Origin of the sequence: Nocardia asteroides (genome assembly GCA_019930625.1) — a bacterium.
Lineage (GTDB): Bacteria > Actinomycetota > Actinomycetes > Mycobacteriales > Mycobacteriaceae > Nocardia > Nocardia sputi.
In genome coordinates this window covers 3,448,583-3,474,179 of record CP082844.1, presented here as the reverse complement: position 1 = coordinate 3,474,179, position 25,597 = coordinate 3,448,583, and the positions used below count along the sequence as shown (strand labels likewise).

Below are 25,597 nucleotides of genomic sequence, written 5' to 3'. Positions count from 1 at the left end.
CAGCAAGAATGGCGGTGCGCGTTCTCGGATGTCCTCGCACGTTTCGGGTGGTCCTCGCGGCGTGCGAAGGGTTGTCCGGGCGACGACGTCAGGAGGCCGAGGTGGTGTGGCGGGTGACGAGGAACGGGATCAGCAGATCGAGGGGGGACAATTCGTTGACGGTGGGCTGGTTCTCGACGAAAGAATCGAGGATGGGGGCGGCGTAGAGACGACCGGTCTCGGGCCCGGCCGCGGTCCGGGCGCTGGCGATCAGCTCGTAGAGCACGACCGCTATCACGTGGGCCCGTCGGCAACGAGGGCGCCGACCGTGGCGGATGGCGTCGGTGAGTGCCGCGTCGACGGCGGCGATGGTGTCGGTGAGGACGGCTATCTCGGCTTCGGCGCGTTCGTCGTAAGGACCGTGGGACGTGGCAGGCGCATCAGGCATGGGTCCGCACCAGCCGCAGCCCGCCCACAAGGTCCCGGATGGCCGCGACGACGGTCCACCCGGAAGGCCTGAACGAATCGCGAGGCGGGGACAACCATTCCCGGAACCGGCCGGGCCGCTGCCCCGGACCGGGCAGCGCCACGACGCCTCCGGCCCCCACGATGGACACGTTCACCCGGAACATCTCGGCGAACAGCCCCATCTCCTGGGACAGATCCGGACGGATCAGGAAGGTCCACCGGCGCGACCGTGGATGGGTCAGGATCGGCCCCGCCCGGTGACCGTGGCTGCGCATCCACGCGTGCGCGTCCCGGCCCGATGACGCGGGCATCGTCAGCGCCCACACGGCCCCGGTCCGCATCACGATCCGCCCCGGATGCGGCGGATACACCTCCGCGGGCAGATCGCACACCTGCCGGTAATAGGCGCAGCGGGATGACGGCGTGTCCCCGTACGGGATGTTCTGCACTGATGGTCCCCTCGCGGTCGTCGGTCGACCCGGAACCGGACCGGGAACATCAGGCGGCTCAATGCGTGTGCACGCTTCCGACGTCCCGTCACACAGCGGTTCGTTTGCCCGACAGCGTTTCTCGGTTTCGGGTACAGATACCAGCGTGCCGGTGCACTATGCCTGGTGGAAGGCAATGCACACGCAGGCTCGAGCAATCGGCAGCAATGACCGTCCAGCGGGCAAGGGGGCGCCGTGGCAGAGGTGACGATGTGGACCGGCGCGGATGTGAAGACGCTCCGGGACGCGTGCAGATTGACCCAGAGCGACCTCGCGGAGCTGCTGCGTTGTGGTCAGCGCACGGTGAGCTTCTGGGAGAGCCGACCGAACCGTCAGGTCGGTATCGGCCACCAAGCGCGGCTGGACAGGGTTCTCGAAGATGCGGACCATGGGGCACAAAAGCGTTTCCGGGCGTTGATTGGAGACCTAGACGTGAACCGGCGAGACTTCATCGCCGCCACCGGTGCGGTCATCGGCGCGGCGTCAATGAGCGGCAGCGGAGGTTCCCCAACCGTCACCCCGGACGCGATCGGTCATCTGCGCAACAGCGTGCACGCCGCGCAACTACTGGACGATCAGCTGGGCTCCGACGCGGCTCGGCCGATCATCGAAGCGCAAGCGCAGACGTGCCTGTCGCTGCTGCGCGACTGCCCCGCGAATCTGCGCCCGGCCCTGCAATCGTTGACCGGAGAGGCCACGGCCAGCAACGCTTGGTCCGCGTGGGATCAGGGCGACCTGGGCAAGGCCGACAGGCTGTTTCGGCTCGCCTACCAGCATGCGGACGAATCCGGTGACACCGACATCGCGACCGGCGTCCTCTGCCACCGCACGCAGTTGGCGGTTCAGATGCGCCGATACCGGACCGCCGCCGCCATCGCGGACGCCATGCTGCGCCCGCACGTCCAGGACAGGCGCGTCGAGGACTTCCGGAAGCTGTGCGCGGCACAGGCGTTCGCGTCCGACGGACGAAAGTCCGACGCGTGGCGCCTGCTGATCGCAGTCAGCGACGAGTTCGTCGAGCAGACGACACCGGACGAGTCGTACTGCTACTACCAGAGTGCGTGGACGACCGGCGCCATGACCGCCCGCTGCCTGGAAACCGGTGGCGAGCTGGGTGTGGCGGCCGACACGATCGAAGCGGTGCTCGGGCTCATTCCCGCCCATGCCACCCGTGACCGGGCGTTGTGGAATCTCAGCCTCGCGCAGCTGACGGGTTCGCGTGATCTCGACCGCGCGTGTGAAGCCGCCAAGCGGGCCCTGCGCCTGGCCGCGCAGAACACCTCGCCGCGGCTGCGACAGGCGTACGCGCAGACCCGTGCGACGTTCGAACCGTGGGCTTCGGCGCGACCGGTCCGTGAGCTGGACACCTACGCGGCGACCGTCTTGGTGTAGCCCTCGCGGCGCTGGGCCTGTTTGTGCTCCCGATGCCCGGGTAAGCGATCAAATGTCCCGAGTCGCCCCCAAGGGAGCGCTTGTCAACCGAAGAACGCCCGTCCGTGCGATCGTGCGGGTGGGCGAGGAAAGGGGTAGCAAGTGAGCACAATGGCCGCCACGGTGGACGTCGAGGTCCCGGTTCGCACCGCCTACAACCAGTGGACGCAGTTCGAGTCGTTTCCGCAGTTCATGGAAGGTGTGGAAGCGGTGCAACAGCTCGATGACCGGCATATGCACTGGCGTGTCCATGTCGGCCCGTCGACGCGGGAGTTCGACGCCACCATCACCGAGCAGCATCCGGACGAACGCGTCGCCTGGAAGTCCGACAGCGGGCCGAAGCACGCGGGCGTCGTCACCTTCCATCGGCTCGATGACACCCATACCAGGGTGACCGCGCAGATGGACGTCGACCCCGAAGGGTTCGTGGAGAACGTCGCCGACAAGCTCGGCGTGCTGAAGCACCGCGTGAACGGTGACTTGCAGCGCTTCAAGCACTTCATCGAAGGCCAGGGCCACGAAACCGGCGCTTGGCGCGGGGACATCCCGCGTCCGGACGCGGGTGGAACCGGCACGATGCCGGGTGAGACTCCTCGCCCGGGCGCGGGCGGAACCGGCAGTTTGCCCGGTGAGACTCCTCGCCCAGGCGCGGGCGGAACCGGCATGCCCGGCGGAACTCCGCGTCCCGGTACCGGCGCAGCCGGCACATGGCCCGGTGAAACCAACCGCCCGGGAATCTGATCCGTCCGACCAGCCACGGAGCCCCCGGCTTGCCCGGGGGCTCCGTCGTCGCTCAGGCCGAGTCCTCGCCAGCGGCGCTCTCGTCCGCGGGGGTGTGCGGTTCGGGCGGCACCTGGACCGGGCGCAGCAGCGCCCAGGCCACGAAGGCCGCGGCGACGGCGCCCATACCGAGCCCGGCCCACAGATTCACCTCGACGCCGCCGGTCTTGGCCTGCTGGGCCGCGGTGTCGTCCACCAGGCTCGTGACGACGAGAACGATCGCGTAGCAGCCGAGCAACGCGCCGACGATGGTACGGATATCGAAAAGCATTGCGGGGCTCCCTATCCGACGAGAATGTTGAGCGCGATCACGAGCACGAGCGCGATGCCCGCGAGCAGGACCGGGCGCTGGTACCAAGGCAGCGAACCGGCCTCTGGGTCGGTGCGGATCTCCTTCGGGGTCTCCGAGTACACCAGCCCGACCAGTTCCGACGCGGGTTTCGGCTGCGTCACCTGGGTGACGGCGACGCTGACCACGATGTCGACCACGAACGCGACACCGGCGGCCACGAAACTCGCGCCTTGGCCGGACAACTCGAACACCTTCATCTCGTGCAGGATGAAGACCGCGATCGCCGAAGCGGTTCCGCAGACCAGGCCCATCCAGCCCGCTGTCGGTGTCATCCGTTTCCAGAACATGCCGAGGATGAAGGTGGCGAACAGCGGCGCGTTGAAGAAGCTGAACAGCGTTTGCAGGTAGTCCATCATGTTGCTGAACCCGGAGGCGATGAACGCGGTGAAGATCGCGGCTACGGTCGCCCCGACGGTGGCCAGCCTGCCCACGCCGAGGTAGTAGCCGTCCGGGCGGTCGCGGCGCACGTACTGCTGCCACAGGTCGTAGCTGAACACCGTGTTGAACGCGGAGATGTTGGCCGCCATGCCCGCCATGAACGCCGCGAGCAGGCCGGCGAGCCCCACGCCGAGCAGGCCGTTGGGCAGCACGTCCTTCATCAGGTACAGCAGCGCCTGGTTGTAGGTGGTGTCGCTGTCCACGTCGGGATTCGCGGTGACCGCCGCCTTGTACTCCGCCATCTGCGGCACCAGGACGGCGCTGATCATGCCCGGGATCACCACGATCAGCGGGATGAACATCTTCGGGTAGGCGCCGATGATCGGCGTGCGCCGCGCCGCCGAGATGGAGTGCGTCGCCATCGCGCGCTGCACTTCGACGAAGTTCGTGGTCCAGTACCCGAACGAGAGCACGAAACCCAGTCCGAACACGATGCCGAGGATCGAGAGGAAGTCGTTGGCGAACCCGCTGAGCGCGTTGCCCGCCCAGGACTCCAATTGTTCCGCGCCGCCCGGTGACGCGCCGACCTTGTCCTGCAGCCCCTCCCAGCCGCCGACCTTGTGCAGGCCGACCAGGGTGAGCGGCAGCAGCGCGGCCACGATGACGAAGAATTGGAGCACCTCGTTGTAGATCGCGGCCGACAGACCGCCGAGGGTGATGTAGGAGAGCACGATCACGGCGGCCACGATCACCGACACCCACAGCGGCCAGCCCAGCAGCACGTTCAGGATGGACCCGAGCAGATACAGGTTGACCCCGGCGATGAGGATCTGAGCTACGGCGAAACTCAGCGCGTTCACCAGGTGGGCGCCTGTGCCGAAACGCCTGCGCATGAACTCCGGCACGCTGCGCACTTTGGAGCCGTAGTAGAACGGCATCATCACCACGCCGAGGAACAGCATGGCCGGTATCGCGCCGATCCAGAAGTAGTGGAAGGTCGGGAACCCGTACTCCGCGCCGTTGGCGGACATGCCCATGATCTCGACGGCGCCGAGGTTGGCCGAAATGAACGCCAGACCGGTCACCCAAGCGGGAAGCGAGCGCCCGGACAGGAAGAAGTCGATGCTGGAGGACACTCGCTGCCTGGCCAGCAGGCCGATGCCGAGCACGAACACGAAATACAGTGCCACCAGCGCGTAGTCGACCGGCTGCGCGTCCAGGCGTAGCGTCTCGGCGGCCTGCAGGTGCGGGGGCGAGGCGACCAGGTGCAGGTCGGACGCGATCGGCGCGGCAGCGAGAACGGGTGGATCGGCGAGCGGCACAGCGTTCCTCCTGGCGGTGAAACCGGGGCGTCGAGCGAGATCGTTCGTCGCGGGAAGGTCGTGCGTCGTGCCGGTCCTGCCCGGTGCGCGCGACCTCTCGTCGCCCCGCCGAATGGTGTCGGCTGACACCTACTGTGCGTGATCATGCCCGACCGGCGTGGCACATTCGCGCACAAATTCTGGACGGTCGCTCAGCCGATTCGGTGGGCTCCCGCGGCGGGAACCACCACGAACGTGCGCGGAGCGGGAAGATCCGATGCGGCGAAACGCCGTGCCACCGCCCGCGCCACCGCCGCGGCGCGGTCGTGATCGACCAGCGCGATGGCGCTTCCGCCGAAGCCGCCGCCGACCATGCGCGCGCCGTGCGCCCCCGCCGCCAGCGCCGCGTCGACCGCCGCGTCCAGGGCCGGAGTGGACACCTCGAAGTCGTCGCGCAGCGAGGCGTGCCCCGCGGTCAGTATCGGGCCGATGCCCCGGGGGTCTACTCCCTTCCGCAATTTCTCGGCAACCGTGAGCACCCTGGCGTTCTCGGTCACGACGTGCCGAGCCCGTCGGCGCAGCACGTAGTCGGCGATCCGGTCGGCGTCCGCCGCGGACGCCACGTCGCGCAAGGTGGTGACGCCGAGCGCCGCGGCCGCCGCCGCGCACTGTGCGCGACGCTCGGCGTAGCCGCCGTCGACCAGTTCGTGCGGCTGCCCGGTATCGATCACCAGCAGTTCGAGTCCGAAGCCGCCCAGGTCGAACGGGATCTGCTCGTGCCCGCGCGGCGCGGTGGTGTCGGCGGCGAATGCTCGCACGTCCAGCAACAGCGCGTGCCCGGCCGTGCACAGCATCGCGGCCGACTGGTCGAGTAAGCCGGTGGGGGCGCCGACGTAATCGTTCTCGGCGGCGCGGGCGATGTCGATCAATGCCCGGTCCGAGAGCTCGGGTGCGAACAGGTCACGCAGCGCGACGGCCACCGCGCAGGACAGGGCTGCCGAGGACGACAGCCCCGCCCCGATCGGCACCGCACCGTCGAGGTCGAGATCCACGCCGGGGATCCGGTGCCCGCGCCGGGTGAACTCGGCGACCACCCCGAGCGGATAGCGCGCCCATCCGGCCACCAGCTCCCGCTGACCCGCCAGGTCGGGCACCGCCGCGAGCACCGGCTCGTCCCGCTGCCGCGAGCCGACCCACACCCGCCCGTCGGTGCGCGCCGCCGCCGTGCACCGCACCACCAGCGGTAGTGCGATCGGCAGCACGTAGCCCTCGTTGTAGTCGGTGTGCTCACCGATGATGTTGACCCGCCCCGGCGCCACCCATGTCCGCAAACTCGGTTCCCCTCGCTGTTCTTCCTCGGTCGTGTCAGGTTACGAGACACGCCGCCCGAGCTGTGTTTTCGGCGCGCTCGGGTGCGCGATCGGCCTTCGTGACGCACAGTCGAATTCGACGCAAAGTTCGGCCTGCAAATCCTGTGGCCGCGTCGAATCGGGAGGGCAGCATGGTTCACGACACCTCACGCGGCGACCTTCGCGCGCGGCCTCGCCCGGATCGGCTGCGGCCGCCGCTGGACCGGGCGCACCCGGCACCGCTGACGATCGAGCTCGGCGCGGCGACCGGCGTCGGACCGACCGCCATGGCGGCGTTCGACGCGGCGCTGCGCGATCTCGGCGTGGGTGAGGCCAACCTCATCCGGTTGTCGTCGGTCATTCCGCCGCGCGCCACCGTCGAACGCATCGGCCGGGTGCGCAAGCCGATCCCGTGGGGTGATCGCCTCTACTGCGTTTACGCCGTGCGGCACGCGTACGGGCGCGGCTCGACCGCCGCGGCGGGCATCGGCTGGGCGCTGCGCGACGACGGCTCCGGCGCCGGGCTTTTCGTGGAGCACGAGGCCGAGACCAGCGCAGAGGTGACCGCGCTGATCCGGGCCAGCATGGCGGACATGACGCGCCGCCGCGGCGGTGGCTTCGGCCCGGTCCAGCTGTGCACCGTGGATGCCGCCTCCGACGGCGACCCGGTCTGCGCGCTGGTCCTGGCCGCCTACCACACTATTCCGTGGGGTCCGCGATGAGCGAGATCTCCGTGACCGTCGAGACGACGATTCCGGAGGAACGGATCGAGATCTTCCACCGCCTCTACGAGGAGGCGTTCGGCCCGTTGCGCGCGAAGGCCATCGCACGGCAGGTGCTGCGTCCCGAGGAGTTCCGGGAGGAGATGGTGGACCCCCGCGTGCAGAAGTACGTGGCGCACGCGGATGGGGAGCCGATCGGCGTGACCACGCTGACCAGGCACCTGGACACCGTGCCGTGGATCAGTCCGGACTATTTCGCGGCCCGTTACCCCGAACACGCGGCACGCGACGCGATCTACTACGCGGGTTTCACCCTTGTTGCGCCAAGTGCCCGCCAAGGGGCGGCCTTCCATGCCATGATCAAATCAGTTGTCCAGGTTTTGGTTGGCGAGCGTGCGGCGGTCGGTTGGGACATCTGCTCGTACAACAACACTCGGTTCTCGTTCGCCGACAGCATTCGGGCGGTGCTGGACGAACAGGCGAACGTCGAAGTCGCGGTGGAAGATTCACAGATCTACTACGCGGCCCGGTTCACCGGGGACGGAGCGACCAAGGGGGGCTGATGACACCCAGTGAACAGCCACAGGCCAGCTGTCGGCGCAGTCTCGGGTTCGGCTGGTACGCGGTGCTTCTGGGGGGAAGCGGGGCCGCGATCGCGGTCCATCTGTCGCTCGACTCACAGGTGGCGGCGCTCGTGACGATGGCGATCATCGTCGGCGAGACGCTCGCCATGATCGCCGTCGGAGTGCGCACGCACCAGCCGGCTCATCCGCTGCCGTGGTATCTGCTGTCCGGTTCGGCGGTGCTGTTCGCCTCCGGCACCACGCTGCGTGACGTCGGCGACCACGCGGTCCATCCGCTCGACGACGCGTTCACCCTGCTCGGTTATCTCGGCGTCGGGATCGCGGCGCTGATCTGGTTGTGGCCGCGCCAAGTGCACGGCGACTACGACCTGCTGCTGGACTCGGCCCTCATCGGCCTCGGCGCGCTGCTGGCCTCCTGGACCTTCCTCATCTCACCGATCCTGCAGTCGACCCAGACCGGCTTGGACGTACTGGTCGCGGCGACCTACCCGGTGCTCGACGCGGCGCTGCTGACCTTGGTCGCGCACTCGATGGCCACCTCGACGCGCGCGGAGACCTCGCTCTGGCTGCTGCACGCCGGACTGGTCGCACTGCTGCTCGGCGACCTGGGCTACAGCCTGGAGACCGCGGGCGCGACCGCGCTCGGGCGCGAGATGCTGCTGGCTCCCCTGCTCGCCGCCTACGCCACCGTGGGCGTCGCGGCGCTGCACCCCACCATGGCCACCCTCGGCACGCCGCGGCGCATCCACCCGCACCACTCCAGACAACGCGCCAGCCTCATCGCGATCGCGCTGATCGTGGCCTCGCTGGTGCCGGTCGTGGGGTCCAGTCTCCACCCGCTCGATCGCGTGGTGGTGTCGTCGCTGTTCGCGCTGCTGCTGATCGGCATGCTGGTGCGCAGTGAACGCGCGATCGTGCGCAGCGCCCGCAGCGAGCGGCGCGCGCAATACCAGGCCGACCACGACATGCTCACCGGACTGCTGAACCGCGCCGCGCTGCTGCGCGCCCTGCGGCAGCACGGGGAACAGTGGGCCGAGCAACCGATCTGCCTGCTGTTCATCGACCTCGACGGATTCAAGCGGGTCAACGACAGCTACGGGCACGCCGTCGGCGACGAACTGATCGCCACGGCGGCGGCCAGGATCCGGCGGGTGGTGCGCCGCGACGACGTGGTGACTCGCTACGGCGGCGACGAATTCGTCGTGCTCTCCCCGCTCGCCCGTCCGGAGGCAGCCGTGCTCGCCGAGCGTCTGCTCGGCGCGTTCGTGCGGCCGTTCGGGCTGAGCGCGGGCGAGATCCCGATCACCGCGAGCGTCGGCGTCGCGTGCGTCGGTCCGCGCGGCGCGCACACCGACGTCCACAGCCTGCTCCGGGATGCGGACGCGGCCATGTACCACGCGAAGCAGTACTCGATGGGCTACGCGTTCCACGACGACGTGCGGCGCGCGCCCACCGACACCGAGCGCCGCATCTGGCGCACGGCCACTCGATCCACCAGTCCGGCGGTGTGACTCAGTCGCTGAGCTCGTCGAGCAGGCGCTTGGCCTCCTCGAGCTCGGCCTGTAACTGCTGCACCTTGGCCTCCTGCACCCCGCGCAAGGCCTCCAAGACCCCCGCGACCACCTCGGCGACCTCCGGATGCAGGATCTTCGCCGCCTGCGCGACCGCGGAACCGGCGACCGGAAGGCTGCGCAGGGTGCGCTTCTTACCGCTGACCACGTCGATGGACCACTCGCCGTCGGCGGTGCCGGTCAGCGTCACGGTGACCTCGGGCGCTTTGGCCTTGCGCGCGGCGGCCGCCTTGGCGGGTTTGGCCGCGGCAGCCGCGGGGGCCGGCTTCCCCGCACTGTCGGCGCGGCTCGCCGGGGCCTCCACCGGCTTCGGCGTTGCCTGCGGTGCGGGGGCGCTCGCCTCGACGGGCTGGGTCGCGGTGCTCGTCGTGGACGGCGACTGGGTCACAGGGGATTCCTTCCTTGTTGTCGACTTCGGCCCGGTGGTGGGGCCCGCGGCCCCTCGGGGCGGCTTGGTCAAGGTGACCTCGGTGGGAGAGAAGGACAGCACATCCTTCGATCCGGTCGGGCGGACCTGCAAGAAGTCACCGTCGGCCGGGTCGCCGAGCGCGATCACCTTGCCCGAGCGCCCCTCCGGAACGCCGACCGCGGCGGCGGTGAACCACACCATGGGCGGTCGGCCACCGGCGAGGTCCGCGGCGATCTGTTGAATCTCGCTGTCCGACAAGGGCTGCGGCTTGGTTCGTGGGGAGGGCATGGTGACTCCGAGCGATTTCGTGGTTGGCTGCGTGCACAGATGATGCCCCACGCCGCCGACAGATTCTGCGGCCACCGTCGAATCGGGTCGGCGGACGGCGCGGCCCGGGCTATCAGCGAATATTTGGCAACACTCGCCGCCCACCCGCGAGCGGCGCCCCTCCCGCTCGCTTTGACACTCGCGCGTGTCACATGATCTGATTCCGGCGAATCGGTTTGCCAGCACCGGTGTTCCGGCGCCGACCCGCAGCGGTCCGCCCCGAACCGGTATCTGGAACGGGGCGACCAGGGGGGCCAGATGACCCATGCGCGGCATTCGGCGGTGCTCGCCGCCGCACCACTACACACCGATCTGCTCTTCGGCGCGGTCGCGGTCACCGTGCTCGCCGCCGGTGTGATCGTGATCGCGATGATCGCCGGAACCCGCGGGCCGGGATCGCATTTCGACGCCCGGAACCGCTACGGCGAGCCGGTGCGCCCCGCACGGGAAGCTCGGCCGCCGCTCGAGGAGCCGCCACACTCCTCGGCGACGAGTCCACCCCGGCGGGAACCATCGTTCATCGAGCGGTCGGCGCCTGAGGGGGAAACGGCGAACACCGCGCCGACGAGGTCGTCGCCTCCACCCTCCCCACGGGCGAACCAGCGCGACGTACCGTTCCTCGTCGGCGCCGCGGCAGGTGTCGTTGCGGTACTCGGTGGCATCTCCTGCCTGGTTCTCATCGTTCCGGTGGCGGCGGAGGACGCCACCCGGGCGGCCGCATCCGATCCGCTGGCCGAAGCCCGTCCGGGCGAGTGCGTGGCGATATCCGCTTCGCGGGCGTCCGGGCACGACACGGTCGACCTGGCCCCCGTCCCCTGCGAGACATTGCCTGCCAACTTCCGCGTGCTACAGACCGGCACCTGCACCGACCCGCGAGTGGAGCGCGAGCACCGGGGCGCCGATGCCGCCGGATACGAGCGGTTCCGCTTGTGCCTTGCTCCCGACTGGCAGGCCGGTACCTGCTACGACGTCACCGACTGGCACGTGCCGAGCAAGGTGGACTGCGCCCGGGTCGGCAAGAAGATCGTCCGGGTGAACGCCGTCCTGCCCTACACCCCGGACGCCGCCGCTTGCCCACGCGACGCGGAAGGCGCCAGCGCGGTCGGGTGGGCGCAGCGGGGAATCACGCTGTGCCTGCGCGGCTCCGACCGGCCCGACGAGTAGTCAGCTCGCCGCGGCGGGCGCACGCAGCGCTGGGAACCAGATGTCGGTGAGCACCTCGACAGCCTGCTCCGCCGAGACGTCGATGGTGCCCTGCATCGCCCATCGGGTGAAGAACCGTTCCAGTTGCGCGACGAGAAGTTCCACCCGCAACCGCGCTTCGTCCCGCCGCTCGGCCGGCCAACCGGCGAGGTAGGCGGTCATCGCGTTGGGCAGGGCGAGGATGCCGGCGCGGGCGATCTCGCGAAACTCCGGTTCCAGCGCGGTCGCCTCGTCCCAGGCGGGCAACAGGTCCTTGTACTCGTGGAACCACTCGATCGCGCGGGTCATCCAGTCGGCGAACTCGGCGCGCGAACCGGTCTCGAGCACCCGGTCGAGGTCCTGATAGAAGTGCAGCGCGGTGGGCGCGGTGCCCTGCTCGGCGATCGCACGCAGGATCTCCAACTTGCCCGCGAAGTGCAGGTAGAACGTGGCGCGACTACAGCCGACCGCGGCGGCGATGTCGTCCACCCGCACGGACGCGTAACCCCGGGCGGCGAACAGCTCCTTGGCCGCCGCCATCAAGCGGGCCCTGGTCTGCTGTTTCTGCTCCTCCCGCAGGTTCGTGTTCGCGTTCGTGCGCATGGTGAACAGCTACCTCGTATCCGTGAAAAGCGTGCTTACGTGCGGCTTCCGCCGAGCGAGTCTACGCGCGAGCCGCATGAATAGACATTGTGTCACTCACTAGACGTCAAGTCTACCGAGTGTTATTTTGTTGCCTACGTCACTCCGGCGCTCGACCCGCGCCGGACGGTTCGGCCGTCGTCGGCGGCTCTTCCCATGCGAGGTCAGTGAATGACGTCAACCGCACTCCCCCGGGTCTGTGTGATCGGCGCGGGCCCTTCCGGCATCACCGCCGCCAAACGACTGCACGACCACGGCATCCCCTTCGACTGCTTCGAGGCGTCCGACGACGTGGGCGGCAACTGGTACTTCAAGAATCCCAACGGCATGTCGGCCTGCTACCAGAGCCTGCACATCGACACCTCCAAGTTCCGGTTGGCGTTCGAGGACTATCCGGCGCCCGACGAATGGCCGGACTTCCCCCACCATTCGCAGCTGTTCCAGTACTTCCGCGACTACGTGGACCATTTCGGCATCCGCGAACGGATCGTGTTCAACACGAAGGTGACCGCGGCCGAGCGCGGCGCGGACGGCCGCTGGCTGATCACCACCAGCGAGGGCCGCACCACGGACTACGACGCGCTCATCGTCTGCAACGGGCATCATTGGGATCCCCGGATCCCGGACTACCCGGGTGAATTCGACGGCACGCTACTGCACAGTCACGCCTACAACGACCCGTTCGATCCCGTCGACATGCGCGGCAAACGCGTCGTGGTGGTCGGCATGGGCAATTCCGGCTTGGACATCGCCTCGGAGCTGTCGCAGCGGTTTCTCGCCGCGAAGCTCTACGTTTCCGCTCGCCGCGGGGTCTGGGTGCTGCCGAAGTACGTCAACGGCAAGGTCGGTGACAAGCGCTCGATGCCCCGATGGATGCCGCCGAAGCTGGGCCTGCGGCTCAAGCAGCGTTTCGTCCGCAAGTATCGCGGCAAGATGGAGGACTACGGGCTGCCCGAACCCGACCACCTGCCGTTCGAGGCGCATCCGTCGGCAAGCGAGGAGTTCCTGCACCGCGCGGGCTGCGGCGACATCACGTTCAAGCCCGCGATCACCGCGCTGGAGGGCTCGCGGGTGCGCTTCGCCGACGGCAGCGTCGAAGAGGTCGACGTGATCGTCTGCGCCACCGGATACCGCATCTCCTTCCCGTTCTTCTCCGATCCCGAGCTGTTGCCCGACAGCGACAATCGATTCCCGCTGTTCAAACAGATGATGAAGCCCGGCATCGACAATATGTTCTTCCTCGGTCTGGCCCAGCCGCTACCCACGCTGGTGAACTTCGCCGAGCAGCAGAGCAAGCTGGTCGCCGCCTACCTGACCGGCCGTTACCACCCGCCCTCGGAACAGGAGATGCACGCGGCCATCCGATCCGCGGAAACGGCCAGGACGGGCCGCTACTACGACTCGCCCCGGCACACCATTCAGATCGAATTCGAGCCGTACGTGCGAGACATGCGGCGGGAATTGGCGCGCGGGGCGAAACGCGCGGCCGCCGCGGGATACGCGCTGCCGGTTCCGGCCCGGGCTCTGGAACACGTGTGAGGCGGCGATGACCACTACCACGGGAACCGCCACGTCGGGGTTCTGCGCCGAGCGATTCGCGCGGGTGCGAAGGGAACTGGAGACCCGGCTCGCCTCCGGCGACGAGCTGGGCGCGTCGATCTGCGTCACGGTCGACGGCGAACCGGTCGTCGACCTCTGGGGCGGATACCGCGACCCCGAGCGCACCGCGCCGTGGACCGAGGACACCTTGGTCAACGTCTTCTCCCTCACCAAGACCATGACCGCGCTGTGCGCGCTGCTGCTGGTCGAGCGCGGCGAACTGGACGTGCACGCGAAGGTGGCCAGGTATTGGCCGGAGTTCGCGGCCAACGGCAAGAGCGACATCGAGATCCGGCATCTGCTCGCGCACACCTCCGGTGTCTCGGGGTGGGAGCCGCCGATCGAGCTGACCGATATCTACGACGCCGAAGCGTCCGCCGCCCGCCTCGCGAGCCAACCGCCGTGGTGGCAGCCGGGCACCGCGTCCGGGTATCACGCGCTCGCCTACGGCCACCTGATCGGGGCGGTCATCCGCCGCGTCACCGGACGCTCGCTGGGCGAGTTCTTCGCCGACGAACTCGCCGGGCCACTGGGCGCGGACTTCCACATCGGCACGGCGGCCGAACACCACGGGCGGATCGCCACCTTGATCCCGCCCACCGTGCCCGAATTCGACATGGCGACGCTCGACCAGGACAGCGTGCTGGTCAAGACCCTCACCAGTCCGCTGCTCGACATCGCCGAAACCGCGAGCGCGGGATGGCGGCAGGCCGAGATCGGAGCGGTGAACGGCCACGGCAACGCGCGCTCGGTGGCGCGGGTGCAATCACTGGTGTCCTGCGGCGGCGAACTCGACGGACGGCGGCTGCTGTCGGAGCGGACGATCGAGCTGATCTTCCAGCAGCAGTCCGACGGTGTGGATCTCGCGCTGCTGCTGCCACTGCGTTTCGGCATCGGCTACGGTCTGCCGCAGCGGCAGACCGCCCCTGAGGTGCCCGAGGGCCGAGTCTGCTGGTGGGCCGGGTACGGCGGTGCGATGGTGGTCAACGACCTCGAGCATCGCACCACGTTCGCCTACACCATGAACCGGATGGCCCCGGGGTTGATCGGCTCCGAGCGTGCCGACGCCTACCTGCGCGCGACGTTCGCGGCGGTGCGCGGATGATGCGGGCGCTACAGCTCACCGGGCCGGGTGTGCTGGAACTGCGCGAGGTGCCGATCCCGCAGATCGGTCCCACCGACCTGCTGCTGCGCGTAGGCGCGGCAGGCATCTGCCATTCGGACCTGCACGTGCTGCACATCCCCTTCCGGATGCGCGAGGAGCCGTTGACTCTCGGCCACGAGATCGCGGGCACCGTCGAGGCCGTCGGCGACGGGGTCGGCGGCCGCAGGGCAGGTGAGCGCGGCGTCGTGTACCTGTGCTGGTCGTGCGGGGTCTGCCGGGAGTGCGCCGGGGGCAACGAGAACGTCTGCCGCGCCGCTGGCCGCACCGCCATGCCGCCCTGCCCCGGTCTGGGGCCGGATGGCGGGATGGCGGACTACGTCCGGGTGCCCGCGAGTTCGTTCGTGCCGATCGGCAACCTCGACTTCGCCCAGGCCGCGCCGCTGGCCGACGCCGCGCTGTCGAGCTATCACGCCATCCGCGGCGCGCGCGAGCAACTCGGGCCCGGGTCGGTGGCGGTGGTCATCGGGATCGGCGGGCTCGGTCACGTCGCCGTGCAGATTCTCGCCACAACCACGGCGGCGCGGGTGCTGGCCGTCGACGTGAGCGCCGACAAGCTCGAACTCGCCGCGCGGTGCGGCGCGGCGGAGGGACTCACGGCGGGCGACGACACCGCACGCGAGATCCTCGACCGCACCGAAGGCCGCGGCGCGGACGCGGTGTTCGACTTCGTCGGCGTCGACGCGACCGCACGGCTCGCGGTGGAATCGGTGGCGCCGAACGGGGCCTACCGGATGATCGGCCTCGGCGGCGGCGCGCCGGAGATCACGGCGGCCCCCGCGGGCGGGCCGGGCTGGCCGTGGGGCGCGTCGGTCCGAAAATCCTACGGCGGCACCAAATCCGACCTGATCGACTCCGTAGCTCTGGCTATGTCGGGCAAGCTACGCGTCGAGGTGGAGCGCTACCCGCTGGCCGACGGCCGCGACGCCCTCGACCGGCTGGAACGCGGCCTGGTCACGGGCCGAGCGGTTCTGGTCCCCGAGCAGTGCCCAACCCCAACTCCTGTGCAGTGACGAGGAAGTACCCGATATGACAAAGCCCTTCGACCCGCAGGCGTTCGTGGCGCAAGCCGCCGCCCGGCTCACCGGCCCCGGCGGTCGATTCGAGATGGTGATCGAGGACGTGCTCGGCGCGCCGATGCCGGTCCTGCGCCACCGCAAGTCCTCGCTGCGCGAAGTGCTCGCCGACGCGGTCGCGCACGGCGATCGGGACTACCTGGTCACCGCGGACCGCAGGATGTCTTTCACCGAGCACGCCGCCGCGGTCGCGCCACTGGCCACGGCCCTGCGGGATCGATACGGCGTCGGAAAGGGCGACCGCATCGGCATCCTCGCGGCGAACACGCCCGAGTGGGTGCTCACGTTCTGGGCGGCGCAAGCGCTCGGCGCGATAGCGGTGGGCTACAACGCGTGGTGGGCGCCGCGCGAGGTCGCCTACGGCGTCGAGCACACCAGCCCCGGCGTCCTCGTCGTGGACGCGAAACGTGCCGCGCTGGTAGCGGAACTCGACATCCGGATTCCGGTGCTCACCATGGAGCACGACGTACCCGCGCTCATCGCCGGATACCGGACCGACGAGCTGCCCTACACCGAGATCGACGAAGACGAACCCGCGGTGATCCTGTACACCAGCGGCACCAGCGGACGGCCCAAAGGCGCGGTGCATTCGCACCGGAACCTGGTCGCGGTAGCCGACTACCACGTCTTCAACGATGCCCTGGCCGCCGCGCTCACCGGGGCGGGCGAACTGCCCAGCGGGCGGCGCTTCCTGGTCACCTCACCGCTGTTCCACATCGCCAGTCTGCACAACCTCGTGGTTCCCCGGCTGGTCACCGGCGACGCGGCGGTGATCCACCAAGGGTCGTTCGACGCCGACCGGGTGCTGCGCCTGATCGAGACCGAGCGGATCACCAACTGGGGCGCCATGCCGACCATGGCCACCAGGATGCTCGAACTCGACCTGTCCGGCTACGACCTGTCCTCGCTGGCCGCGTTCTCGTTGAACTCGGCGCCGTCCTCGGCCGCACTGCAACAGAAGCTGCGCGATCAGCTGCCCGTCGCGCGCAACGCGCTGGTGACCAGCTATGGGCTGACCGAATGCAGCACCGCCGCGACGCTGGCGAGCCCGGCGGAGCTGGCGGCGTTCCCGGACACCGTGGGGCGACCGGTCGTCGGGGTCACGCTGGAGATCCGCGACAGCGCGGGCAACGCGGTACCCGAGGGCACCGAAGGCGAGATCTGCGTGCGCAGCCCCTATGTGATGCTGGGGTACTGGCAGGACGAGGCGGCGACCACCGCGGCCATCACCGCGGACCGCTGGCTGCGCACCGGCGACATCGGGGTGCTGGAAGACGGCAGGCTGCGCTTGTCCGGACGCCGTTCGGACCTGATCCTGCGCGGCGGGGAGAACGTCTATCCGACGGAGATCGAGCAGTGCCTCGAGGAGCATCCCGCGGTGCGCGAATGCGCGGTCCTCGGCGTGCCCGACGCCGACCTCGGACAGCAGGTCGCCGCCTTGGTCGTGGTCGACAGCGCCACACCGACCACTGAAGACGAGCTGCGCGCGTTCACCGCCGAGCGGCTCGCCTACTACAAAGTGCCTGCCCGCTGGCGGCTCACTACGACCCCACTCCCGCGCAACGCGACCGGCAAGGTCGTGCGCACCGATCTCGAGGTGTGAATCCATGTACGACACCGTCATCGCCAACGGCCGCTGGTTCGACGGCACCGGCGCGCCCACCGCGGTCCGGCACCTCGGCATCCGGGACGGGCGGATCGCGGCCGTCTCCGCCGACCCGATCGACGACCCGGCCTGTCCGAACGTCGTGGACGCCACCGGCAAGTGGGTGATCCCCGGCATGATCGACATCCACACCCACTACGACGTGGAAGTGCTCCAGCATCCGGCGCTGACCGAGTCGGTCCGGCACGGCATCACCACGGTGCTGCTGGGCTCGTGTTCGTTGTCGACCGTCCACGTCGGCGCCTCCGACGCGGGCGACCTGTTCGCGCGGGTCGAGGCGATCCCGCGCAAGCACGTCGTCGCGGCGGTCGACGCGCACAAGACCTGGCGCTCGGCGCACGAGTACGCGGCCGCGCTGGAAGAACTGCCGTTGGGCCCGAACGTCGCCGCGTTCATCGGGCATTCGGATATCCGGGCGGCCGAGATGGGGCTGGATCGCGCGACCCGCGAGGACGTGCGGCCCGATGCCGCCGAACTGGCCGGAATGGAGGCGAAGCTGACCGAGGCGCTGGACGCGGGTTTCGTCGGGATGTCCTCCCAGCAGTTGATGTTCGACAAACTCGACGGCGAGGTGTGCCGATCGCGCACCCTGCCCTCCACCTACTCGACCAGCCGGGAACGGCGCAGGCTCAACGCCGTACTGCGACGGCGCGGCCGGGCGCTGCAAGGCGGGCCCGACGTGTCACGGCCGCACAGCCTGATCACGATGGCCGCCGCCAGTCTCGGCCTGTTCCGAAAGCCGCTGAAGGTCAGTATGCTCTCGGCTGCCGACATCAAGGCGATTCCCGGCGTCGTGCACCTGTTTCCGCTGATCGCTCGGGTACTGAACGCGCTCGGGGCCGACTTCCGCTGGCAGCACCTGCCGGTACCCTTCGAGGTCTACGCCGACGGCATCGACCTGGTGGTGTTCGAGGAATTCGGTTCCGGCGCCGAAGCGTTGCACCTGGCCGACCAGGTGGACCAACGGCGGGAACTACTGCGCGACGAGGCCTATCGTCGCCGATTCCGCGCGGATTACGACAAGAGATTCGGCCCGAGGGTGTGGCACCGCGACTTCTTCGATGCGCGGATCGTCGAATGCCCCGACTCCACGGTGATCGGCAAGACCTTCGGCCAGGTGGGCGCGGAACGCGGTGGCACACATCCGGTGGACGCGTTCCTGGACCTCGTGGTGGAGCACGGCGGCAAGGTCCGTTGGCGTACGACGATCTCCAACCATCGACCCGAAGTGCTCGATCGGCTCGCCGCCGACCCCGGCGTGCAGCTGGGCTTCTCCGACGCGGGGGCGCATCTGCGCAACATGGCGTTCTACAACTTCGGGCTCCGCTTCCTGCGCCGGGTGCGCGACGCCGCGCGAGCGGGTCGCCCGTTCCTGTCCGAGGAACAGGCGGTGCACCGGCTCACCGGCGAACTCGCGGACTGGTACGGCCTGGACGCCGGGCACCTGAGGGTGGGCGACCGAGCCGATGTGGTCGTCCTCGATCCGGCGCGCCTGGACGATTCGCTCGACGACTACCACGAATCGCCGATCGCCCCGTTCGACAACCTGTCGCGCATGGTCAACCGCGACGACGACACGGTCACCGCGGTGTTCGTCGGCGGCGTGCCGGTCTTCGGTGACGGCGCTCCGGCCGCGGTACTCGGCACCAGCCGCACCGGCCGGTTCCTGCGCGCGTCGACCTCCGCACGGTGATCCGATCGCGCTGATCGGCCCGGTCGGCCACGTAGAATCCCAAGGACACGGCGGCTCGTTCGCCGGCCGTCCGTAGGGAGTCGACGTGGACGTTTTCCAGCATCGGGGCCGGTCCGTCGTCTTCGACCGCGCAGGCGCCGGGTCGCCGGTGGTGTTCCTGCACAACGCGGGCGCGCAACGCCGTATCTGGGACGACCAGGTCGCGGCGCTGCGCGACGAGCACGAGATCTTCGCGCTCGATCTCCCCGGATACGGCCGGTCCGACCAGCCCGCCACGGGCTACCGGCTCACCGACTACGTCGACATGCTCACCGCGTTCCTCGACGCCCACGACCGCACCGACGTGGTGCTGGTCGGCAACTGCCTCGGCAGCGCGACCTCTCTGCGCTACGCCATGGACCGTCCGGACCGGGTGCGCGCGCTCGTGTTGATCAATCCGCTCACCTGGGACACCGTCAGCTCGGGACAGTCGGCGGGCCTGGCCTGGCTCGACGCGCGGCTGCCGCTGGCGCCGCTGGCCCGCCGCATCAGCCTGCCGGGCCCGGTGGTCTCGCTGATCGTCGGCAATCAGCTCGGCCCGCGCGGTCGCGGCAGGGGAAGCCAGTACGAGCCACGCGTGCGGGCGCATTGGACCGACCGGGGCAGGCTGCAAGCCCTGCACGGCTTGGTGCAGGACTTCCCGTCCTACCGCGCGCTCGACGGGTTCGACCCGCCCGCCGGCTTCCCGCCGATCTGCACGATCTGGGGGCGGCGCAACCGCGTCCTGTCGGCGAGGGCGGGCGGGCGGCTCAACCGCAAGCTGCGCCCGCACACCGCGGTGGAACTACCGGACTGCGGTCATCTTCCGATGGTGGAGGCCCCGGACCAGGTGAGTTCGATCATCACCGGCTTTCTCGCCGCGACCGCCGTGCCCGCGCGGGAGCGGCCCGACGGCCGCTGACCGGCGTCAGAGCGCAGCGGCGGTAGGGCAGAGTTCCGGGAAACTGGCGGAGCGCACTCCGCATCCGGCGCATTCGAACGTCATGCCCATATCGAGCATCCACTGAATGCGGGTATGGCATGTCTCGCAGAGGAAGTCCACCCCCGCCGGGTGGCAACAGGACCGTTTACGGATGAACCATTCCGCGCGGTGCCGGCAGGGCACGGAATCGAAGCGGAACGTGCACCTCGGTGCGGCGGGTAGCGCGGCGACGATGGCTTCGAAAGCCGTTGTCGCCGTATAAGTATTCACAGCAGATACCTTTCGGCGGGGAGAGCGGGACCGCAGGCCGGACGCAGCCGCGGCGCCGTTACTCCTGGATCGATCTCCTTCCGGCAGCCGTTACCGGATGAGGCGGCCTTCACACGGCGGCGGACCGGCTTGTTTGGTCATCGAGCGCGCGGGAATCCGATTTGTGACTACATCAAGGGAAGGGGTTTTGTCATGTTGTTGCGCCGACTCGCCCGGCCGCTACTGGCCACCGCGTTCGTCGTAGATGGGGTCGATACGCTGCGGCGCCCGGACGAGCGGGCCAAGGCCGCGAGCGAACTGCTGCAGCGGGGACAGCGACAGCTTCCCGACGAGGTTGCCGCCAAGTTGCCATCGAACCCGCACACCGTCGTCCAGATCAACGCCCTCGCCCAGGTGAGCGGCGGCGTTCTGCTGGCGCTGGGTAAGGCGCCGCGCTTGGCCGCCTTGGTGCTCGCGGCGACCGTGGTGCCCTCGGCCGTCACCGAGCAGGACTTCTGGAACGAGCAGGATCCGGCGCGCAAGTCGGCGAAGCGCACCGCGTTCCTCAAGGACCTCGGCCTGCTCGGCGGACTGATGATCGCCGCGGCCGACACCGAGGGCAAGCCGTCGCTGGGCTGGCGCGGCCGCCGGGCCGCGCGCGACGCCGCCGCCGCGGTCACCGCCGCACTGCCGTTCGGCGCGACCTCGGAGGGCGCGACCGGCGCTGCGCTGCGCAACTACGCGCACGAGGCCGCGGAACGGGCGCGTGCGCTCGGATCGGTCGCCGCGAGCAAAGGCACGGAACTGGCCGAAACGGCCCAGCGTCGTGGGCCGGATTGGGCGGAGGCGGCCAAGGAACACGGCAGCGACCTGGCCGAGACCGCGAAGGTGCACGGCTCGGAATGGGCCGAGATCGCCAAAGAGCGCGGCACAGATCTGGCGGAAGTCGCCAAGGAGCGGGGCTCCGAATGGGCCGAGATCGCCAAAGAGCGGGGCGCCGACTGGGCGGAGGTGGCCAAGGAGCGCGGCGCCGACTGGGCGGAGGTCGCCAAGGATCGGAGTGCTCATCTCGCGGAGGTGGCCAAGCAGCGCGGGGCGGAACTGGCGGAGATCGCCAAGGAACGCAGCGCTGAGCTGGCCGAGCGCGCAAAGCACCGCGGACCCGAGATCGCCGAGGTCGCCAAGGAGCGGGGCGCGCTTACCGCGCGACTGGCCCGCCGGCGGGGAGCGAAGACAGCGCACGCCGCCCGTGAGGCGGTCGAGCGTCGCCGCTGAGCGGCGGACGGGCGGCGGCGGACTTCGGTCGGCCGGCGCCCGTCAAGCGGTTTCGTCGTAGCCGGGTGCGAGGGCGGCCTCCAGCGACCGCACCCGATGGAACCGGTCGGCCAGTCCGGTGACCTCGATGACTCGGTCCACCGGCCGCACCCGGGTGATCAGCGCCATCCGGCGGCGCGTCCGCGTCACCTCGGCCTGCGCCTCGACCAAGACGCTCAGCCCGGCCGCCGCGAGGAACGTGACCGGCGAGAGGTCGAGCACGAGGACGGCCGCACGGCGGGCCGGGCCGCTCGCCAGCTGCGCGCGAAGCCGGGGTGCGGTGGCGACATCGATCTCGCCCGCCACCATCAGCATGGTGACGTCAGGGCGCGGTCGGCACACCGAAAACCGAAGCGGGCCGGTCCGTTCGGTATCGCGGAACATGCGCTGACTCCTGGCCGGAAGCTGGCAGTGCACAGACCTTGTGCCTCCAGTGAAGCATGGGTGCGCTCGGTCTGTACAGCAGCGCGACGACGCGAACTGCGTTCGCGGCCAGACCTTTCCAGCGGACGGGAGCGCCGCTAGGAGGTATTCGCGCTGCCGCCGCAGGAAATGGTGACAGCCTCCCCGTTGAAGTGCCGGCCGTGCTCGGAGACCAGCAACAGCACCGCTTCGGCCACCTCGGCGGGCTGGATCAAATCGCCGTTGGGCGGGCCGGATTCGATGATCGCCATCCAGTCCTCCTTGGTGGGATTCTCCTTGTCCGGCACCATGAGCCGCCAGGTCGCGGGGTTCTGGATCATGTCGGTGTCCACGCCGGAGGGCAGCAGGGCGTTCACCGTGATGCCGTACTGCGCCACCTCCAGCGACAGTGACTTCACCAGGCCGAGCACGCCCCACTTGCTCGCCGCGTAGTGCGCCGCGTTGCGCACGCCCATCTTCGCCACGATGGACGAGGTGGCCACTACCCGACCCCAGCGGCGCTCGATCATGTGCGGGACGATCGCGCGGAAGCTGTGGAACACTCCGGTCAGGTTGGTGTCGATCATGTCCTGCCACAACTGCTCGTCCATCTCGGCGACGGGTGAGTTGGACGCGATACCCGCGTTGGCGATCAGGATGTCGATGCGGTCGAATTCCTCGAGCGCGCGCTCGGCGACCGTCCGCATCTGTTCCAGGCTGCGCACGTCGGCTTGCACGGCGATGCAGCGGCGGCCGGTCCGCTCGACCAGCGCGGCGGTCTCGGCCAAGTCGTCGAGGGTGCTCAGAGCGTAGGGAAGGCCGGGCAACGGTGCGGCGATATCGCACACCACGATGTCCGCCCCCGCCTTCGCCAGCGCCACGGCGTGCGCGCGGCCTTGTCCGCGGGCGCCACCGGTGATCACCGCTACCCTGTCGTCGAGATTCCCCATGGCGGGTCCTTCATCGGTTCGGTACCTGCTTCGGCCGCCACTCATCGTGTCACGGGCGCGCGGCGTGAACTCCCGATTTCGGGGCGGGCGTGCCGCACAGGGGTCGATTTCCCAAAATTGGGGACCGACGACCGGGTGATCGTACCCCGACTTGACCATCCGCACGCGACGCCGCACGTCCGCGACCTGCACCGACAGTAGCGGATTGCCGAATTCCGCAGGGGCAGTGGAACAATGGTTGCGGTCTCGGCACCGAGGCGGGCACGGCCACGGCACGGACGAGCCGACCCGACTGCGGCAGGGAGACCACATGCATCCATTCCGACCCGGTCCAGCGACCAACTGTGCGCGATGTACGCTGCGCCCAGAACGACCCCGCCCGTGCCGACGCATCGTTCCTGGCACGGTCCGGCGCATCCACAATGGTTCCTGGGGGCCCGATGACCGATTGTGAGTATTTTCCCGTGGATCTCGACCGACAGCTCGACGCCGAACCCACCGACCACGACAGCAGCGTGGCCGAACGGATCACCAGCCCGCGGCTGCGCAGGCTGCTACACACGGTCATCGGCCTGTCCGAGGATTCCGTCGATCTTCTGACGACCATGACCACGCGCCTGCGTGCCGCTGAGGGCATGATCCTGCGCGACCCGCTCGACGACTGCTGACCCGCGTGCGGGCGGGCGCGACCGCGCCGTCCGCCTCGCCGCGGCACGAGCGGTCGCCGTGCAGGTTGCCGAACCGGCAACGATATTTGCCGAATCGGTCGATTCGTCGGATCGTGGAACGCATGAGTGCGACACACCACCACGCCGACCGGACGACACCGACGACGGTCGAGTACTGGGAGACCTTCTACGGCGAACGCGAGCGGGTCTGGTCGGGACAGCCGAACTTCCTGCTGGTACGGGAGATCGAAGGGGTCACCCCCGGTACGGCACTGGATCTGGGCTGCGCCGAAGGCGCCGACGCGATCTGGCTGGCCGAGCGCGGCTGGCGGGTCACCGCGGTGGACGTGTCGGAGACCGCGCTCGGCCGCGCCAGGGCGCAGGCGGCACGACAGGGACTTACCAGCGAAATCGATTGGCAGCGGCACGATCTCGCCCACACCTTCCCGCCCGGACGGTTCGATCTCGTCACCGCGCAGTATCTGCACTCACCGCCCGCCGAGGACGGTGAGCGGATGCGGATCCTGCGCCGCGCCGCCGAGGCGGTGGCGCCCGGGGGTCTGCTGCTGATCGTCGGGCACGCGGAATGGCCCTCCTGGGTCACGGAACCGCCCGCCCACGTGCACTTTCCGACCACCGCCGAGGTGCTCGCCGGCCTTGCGCCGGACCCGGCCGAATGGCAGGTCGAAGTCGACGAGCTCGCCGAACGCGAGCACGCGGGCCCCGAGGGACAGCCGGGCACCCGAAAAGACAACATCCTACGAATTCGCCGCACCCGATCACTGCGCAAATAACGGGCGAATATCCTTGCGCTGAAACCGAATTCGAAAGTCTACCGCGTACTGTTAACTCTGATATTACTCAGGATTCACGGCGTAGATACCGTTTTCTAGCTACTGTGGACGGTGCCTACAGAGCGGTGGGAATCGAGAATCTCACGTCGGTCGGGGGGATAGTCGCCCGTAGGAGAGCTCCCAGTGAAGTATTCGGTATGCGCTCGCGTTCTAGGCCCATTGACGCTTGCTCTCAACAACCACAACGCGACGCCGACTGCACAGAAGCAGCGGCAGTTGCTCGCATTACTCTTGGTCCGGCACGACACGGTCGTTCCGGTGACGACACTGATCGAAGAACTATGGAACGACGATCCCCCGCGCAGCGCGGTGACCGTCGTGCAGACATATATTCTCGGAATTCGCAAGAAGATGGCCGAGCAGCTCGGGATGGGGCAGGCCGAGGTGGCCGAACGCTTTCTGCGCACCCGCAGCAAGGGCTACTCCTTCGACGTCAAGGATTGCGTGTTCGATCTGCGCGACTACCAGTCCATGTCCGCGGCGGCCCGGTGCGCGGCCAAGACCGGAGACGACCAGCGCGCGGTGGATCTGTTCAGCGCGGCCGAAGCGCTGTGGAGCGGGCCGGCGCTGGTCGACGTGGAGGGCGGCCATCCGCTCGCCGCGGAGATCTCGCATCTGGACCACCTGCGGCTGACCAACGTCGAACTGCGCGTGGAGGCGGAATTGCGCCTCGGCAGGCACCGCGAGGTATGTCCTGACCTCGCGCGGCTGACCATGCAACATCCGTTGCACGAGCGGCTGCAGGCGTACTACATGTTCGCCTTGTCCCGCTCTGGGCAGCGTGCCCGCGCTCTGGCCTCCTATCAGCAGTTCAGCAGGTGCATGCAGGACGAACTGGGGCTGGACCCCTGCCAGAAGCTCCAGAAGCTGCACCAGGACATCCTGGCCGCATCCGACGTCTCGGTGAGCGCGATGCTCAACAGCCGGCACGCCGGTTATCTGATCGGGTGGTCCTCCCCCGAGTTGCGCGCCGCCGCCGAGCCCGCCTGACGCCGCCGCGGCGTTCGTCCGGCGCGACGCGCGTCGCGCCGGGCGAAGTC

General features: G+C 69.2%; 24 protein-coding genes and 1 pseudogene. 16 read left to right on the top strand and 9 right to left on the bottom strand.

Annotated features, from left to right (window positions below; translation table 11 throughout):
- Positions 1–88: 88 nt before the first annotated feature.
- Together K8O92_15850 and K8O92_15845 are read right to left on the bottom strand one after the other, a co-directional pair.
- Positions 89–427: a hypothetical protein gene (locus tag K8O92_15850; GenBank protein UAK35157.1), complete on the bottom strand. Its 339-nt coding sequence runs from the start codon at positions 425–427 to the stop codon at positions 89–91.
- Positions 420–896 carry a DNA-directed RNA polymerase subunit beta gene (locus tag K8O92_15845; GenBank protein ID UAK35156.1) on the bottom strand — a complete coding sequence of 159 codons (477 nt, stop codon included), beginning with the start codon at positions 894–896 and terminating at the stop codon, positions 420–422. The genes K8O92_15850 and K8O92_15845 overlap by 8 nt, the downstream gene beginning before the upstream one ends.
- A gap of 234 nt (positions 897–1,130) precedes the next feature.
- Here K8O92_15845 and K8O92_15840 point away from each other — a divergent pair, with 234 nt between their 5' ends.
- Complete coding sequence (locus K8O92_15840) at positions 1,131–2,327, top strand: helix-turn-helix domain-containing protein (protein ID UAK35155.1); 1,197 nt, start codon at positions 1,131–1,133, stop codon at positions 2,325–2,327.
- 141 nt (positions 2,328–2,468) lie between these two features.
- Positions 2,469–2,924 (top strand): annotated as a pseudogene (locus K8O92_15835) (SRPBCC family protein).
- Between the two features lie 235 nt (positions 2,925–3,159).
- On the opposite strand, the gene K8O92_15830 reads toward K8O92_15835, so the two are convergent.
- From K8O92_15830 to galK, 3 genes are all read right to left on the bottom strand, one after another.
- Complete coding sequence (locus K8O92_15830) at positions 3,160–3,417, bottom strand: hypothetical protein (protein ID UAK35154.1); 258 nt, start codon at positions 3,415–3,417, stop codon at positions 3,160–3,162.
- 11 nt (positions 3,418–3,428) lie between these two features.
- Positions 3,429–5,141 carry a sodium:solute symporter family protein gene (locus K8O92_15825; GenBank protein UAK35734.1) on the bottom strand — a complete coding sequence of 571 codons (1,713 nt, stop codon included), beginning with the start codon at positions 5,139–5,141 and terminating at the stop codon, positions 3,429–3,431.
- Between the two features lie 248 nt (positions 5,142–5,389).
- Positions 5,390–6,508, bottom strand: coding sequence for a galactokinase (gene galK, locus K8O92_15820; protein UAK35153.1), 1,119 nt, complete (start codon positions 6,506–6,508; stop codon positions 5,390–5,392).
- 260 nt (positions 6,509–6,768) lie between these two features.
- Between galK and K8O92_15815 the strand changes: the two genes are divergently transcribed.
- From K8O92_15815 to K8O92_15805, 3 genes are read left to right on the top strand one after another with little or no spacing between them, the layout of a single operon-like run.
- Complete coding sequence (locus K8O92_15815) at positions 6,769–7,248, top strand: pyruvoyl-dependent arginine decarboxylase (protein UAK35733.1); 480 nt, start codon at positions 6,769–6,771, stop codon at positions 7,246–7,248.
- Complete coding sequence (locus K8O92_15810; GenBank protein UAK35152.1) at positions 7,245–7,811, top strand: hypothetical protein; 567 nt, start codon at positions 7,245–7,247, stop codon at positions 7,809–7,811. The genes K8O92_15815 and K8O92_15810 overlap by 4 nt, the downstream gene beginning before the upstream one ends.
- Complete coding sequence (locus tag K8O92_15805) at positions 7,811–9,343, top strand: GGDEF domain-containing protein (GenBank protein ID UAK35151.1); 1,533 nt, start codon at positions 7,811–7,813, stop codon at positions 9,341–9,343. Before K8O92_15810 ends, K8O92_15805 begins: the two co-directional genes overlap by 1 nt.
- 1 nt (position 9,344) lies before the next feature.
- Here K8O92_15805 and K8O92_15800 read toward each other — a convergent pair whose 3' ends face one another.
- Positions 9,345–10,100 (bottom strand): DUF6319 family protein, encoded by a 756-nt coding sequence (locus K8O92_15800; protein ID UAK35150.1) that lies wholly within the window; start codon positions 10,098–10,100, stop codon positions 9,345–9,347.
- 297 nt (positions 10,101–10,397) lie between these two features.
- Here K8O92_15800 and K8O92_15795 point away from each other — a divergent pair, with 297 nt between their 5' ends.
- The gene (locus K8O92_15795; GenBank protein UAK35149.1) at positions 10,398–11,303 is read left to right on the top strand and encodes a hypothetical protein; all 906 of its coding nucleotides are present in this window, start codon (positions 10,398–10,400) and stop codon (positions 11,301–11,303) included.
- On the opposite strand, the gene K8O92_15790 is transcribed toward K8O92_15795, so the two are convergent.
- Positions 11,304–11,924: a TetR/AcrR family transcriptional regulator gene (locus tag K8O92_15790; GenBank protein ID UAK35148.1), complete on the bottom strand. Its 621-nt coding sequence runs from the start codon at positions 11,922–11,924 to the stop codon at positions 11,304–11,306.
- Between the two features lie 210 nt (positions 11,925–12,134).
- On the opposite strand from K8O92_15790, the gene K8O92_15785 reads away from it, so the two are divergent.
- The 7 genes from K8O92_15785 (at position 12,135) to K8O92_15755 (ending at position 21,644) form a co-directional block, all read left to right on the top strand.
- Positions 12,135–13,502 (top strand): NAD(P)-binding domain-containing protein, encoded by a 1,368-nt coding sequence (locus K8O92_15785; protein UAK35147.1) that lies wholly within the window; start codon positions 12,135–12,137, stop codon positions 13,500–13,502.
- Between the two features lie 7 nt (positions 13,503–13,509).
- The gene (locus K8O92_15780) at positions 13,510–14,667 is read left to right on the top strand and encodes a beta-lactamase family protein (GenBank protein UAK35146.1); all 1,158 of its coding nucleotides are present in this window, start codon (positions 13,510–13,512) and stop codon (positions 14,665–14,667) included.
- Positions 14,667–15,737, top strand: coding sequence for an NAD(P)-dependent alcohol dehydrogenase (locus K8O92_15775; GenBank protein UAK35732.1), 1,071 nt, complete (start codon positions 14,667–14,669; stop codon positions 15,735–15,737). The genes K8O92_15780 and K8O92_15775 overlap by 1 nt, the downstream gene beginning before the upstream one ends.
- Before the next feature lie 16 nt (positions 15,738–15,753).
- On the top strand, positions 15,754–17,403 hold the full coding sequence (locus K8O92_15770) for an acyl--CoA ligase (GenBank protein UAK35145.1): 1,650 nt from the start codon (positions 15,754–15,756) through the stop codon (positions 17,401–17,403).
- 4 nt (positions 17,404–17,407) lie between these two features.
- On the top strand, positions 17,408–19,159 hold the full coding sequence (locus tag K8O92_15765) for an amidohydrolase family protein (protein ID UAK35144.1): 1,752 nt from the start codon (positions 17,408–17,410) through the stop codon (positions 19,157–19,159).
- Positions 19,160–19,244: 85 nt separating this feature from the next.
- On the top strand, positions 19,245–20,099 hold the full coding sequence (locus K8O92_15760) for an alpha/beta hydrolase (protein ID UAK35143.1): 855 nt from the start codon (positions 19,245–19,247) through the stop codon (positions 20,097–20,099).
- A gap of 483 nt (positions 20,100–20,582) precedes the next feature.
- Positions 20,583–21,644, top strand: coding sequence for a DoxX family protein (locus K8O92_15755; protein UAK35142.1), 1,062 nt, complete (start codon positions 20,583–20,585; stop codon positions 21,642–21,644).
- Between the two features lie 42 nt (positions 21,645–21,686).
- Here the strand turns inward: K8O92_15755 and K8O92_15750 are convergent, their stop codons facing one another.
- Positions 21,687–22,067 (bottom strand): STAS domain-containing protein, encoded by a 381-nt coding sequence (locus K8O92_15750; protein ID UAK35141.1) that lies wholly within the window; start codon positions 22,065–22,067, stop codon positions 21,687–21,689.
- Between the two features lie 137 nt (positions 22,068–22,204).
- Positions 22,205–23,035, bottom strand: coding sequence for a mycofactocin-coupled SDR family oxidoreductase (locus K8O92_15745; GenBank protein ID UAK35140.1), 831 nt, complete (start codon positions 23,033–23,035; stop codon positions 22,205–22,207).
- 464 nt (positions 23,036–23,499) lie between these two features.
- Between K8O92_15745 and K8O92_15740 the strand changes: the two genes are divergently transcribed.
- The 3 genes from K8O92_15740 to K8O92_15730 all read left to right on the top strand — a co-directional run bounded on the left by K8O92_15740 (position 23,500) and on the right by K8O92_15730 (position 25,547).
- The gene (locus K8O92_15740) at positions 23,500–23,703 is read left to right on the top strand and encodes a hypothetical protein (GenBank protein ID UAK35139.1); all 204 of its coding nucleotides are present in this window, start codon (positions 23,500–23,502) and stop codon (positions 23,701–23,703) included.
- Between the two features lie 122 nt (positions 23,704–23,825).
- Complete coding sequence (locus K8O92_15735; GenBank protein ID UAK35138.1) at positions 23,826–24,497, top strand: class I SAM-dependent methyltransferase; 672 nt, start codon at positions 23,826–23,828, stop codon at positions 24,495–24,497.
- 219 nt (positions 24,498–24,716) lie between these two features.
- Positions 24,717–25,547, top strand: a complete 831-nt coding sequence (locus K8O92_15730; protein ID UAK35137.1) for an AfsR/SARP family transcriptional regulator — start codon at positions 24,717–24,719, stop codon at positions 25,545–25,547.
- The last annotated feature ends 50 nt before the right edge of the window (positions 25,548–25,597 follow it).

Excerpts from the sequence above, each read along its gene's own strand:
- K8O92_15795 (UAK35149.1), top strand. The coding sequence starts at position 10,398 with ATGACCCATGCGCGGCATTCGGCGGTGCTCGCCGCCGCACCACTACAC.
- K8O92_15735 (UAK35138.1), top strand. The coding sequence starts at position 23,826 with ATGAGTGCGACACACCACCACGCCGACCGGACGACACCGACGACGGTC.
- K8O92_15770 (UAK35145.1), top strand. The coding sequence starts at position 15,754 with ATGACAAAGCCCTTCGACCCGCAGGCGTTCGTGGCGCAAGCCGCCGCC.
- K8O92_15755 (UAK35142.1), top strand. The coding sequence starts at position 20,583 with ATGTTGTTGCGCCGACTCGCCCGGCCGCTACTGGCCACCGCGTTCGTC.
- K8O92_15785 (UAK35147.1), top strand. The coding sequence starts at position 12,135 with ATGACGTCAACCGCACTCCCCCGGGTCTGTGTGATCGGCGCGGGCCCT.
- K8O92_15765 (UAK35144.1), top strand. The coding sequence starts at position 17,408 with ATGTACGACACCGTCATCGCCAACGGCCGCTGGTTCGACGGCACCGGC.
- K8O92_15780 (UAK35146.1), top strand. The coding sequence starts at position 13,510 with ATGACCACTACCACGGGAACCGCCACGTCGGGGTTCTGCGCCGAGCGA.
- K8O92_15790 (UAK35148.1), bottom strand. The coding sequence starts at position 11,924 with ATGCGCACGAACGCGAACACGAACCTGCGGGAGGAGCAGAAACAGCAG.
- K8O92_15810 (UAK35152.1), top strand. The coding sequence starts at position 7,245 with ATGAGCGAGATCTCCGTGACCGTCGAGACGACGATTCCGGAGGAACGG.
- K8O92_15775 (UAK35732.1), top strand. The coding sequence starts at position 14,667 with ATGCGGGCGCTACAGCTCACCGGGCCGGGTGTGCTGGAACTGCGCGAG.
- K8O92_15850 (UAK35157.1), bottom strand. The coding sequence starts at position 427 with ATGCCTGATGCGCCTGCCACGTCCCACGGTCCTTACGACGAACGCGCC.
- K8O92_15745 (UAK35140.1), bottom strand. The coding sequence starts at position 23,035 with ATGGGGAATCTCGACGACAGGGTAGCGGTGATCACCGGTGGCGCCCGC.
- K8O92_15830 (UAK35154.1), bottom strand. The coding sequence starts at position 3,417 with ATGCTTTTCGATATCCGTACCATCGTCGGCGCGTTGCTCGGCTGCTAC.
- K8O92_15800 (UAK35150.1), bottom strand. The coding sequence starts at position 10,100 with ATGCCCTCCCCACGAACCAAGCCGCAGCCCTTGTCGGACAGCGAGATT.
- K8O92_15805 (UAK35151.1), top strand. The coding sequence starts at position 7,811 with ATGACACCCAGTGAACAGCCACAGGCCAGCTGTCGGCGCAGTCTCGGG.
- K8O92_15750 (UAK35141.1), bottom strand. The coding sequence starts at position 22,067 with ATGTTCCGCGATACCGAACGGACCGGCCCGCTTCGGTTTTCGGTGTGC.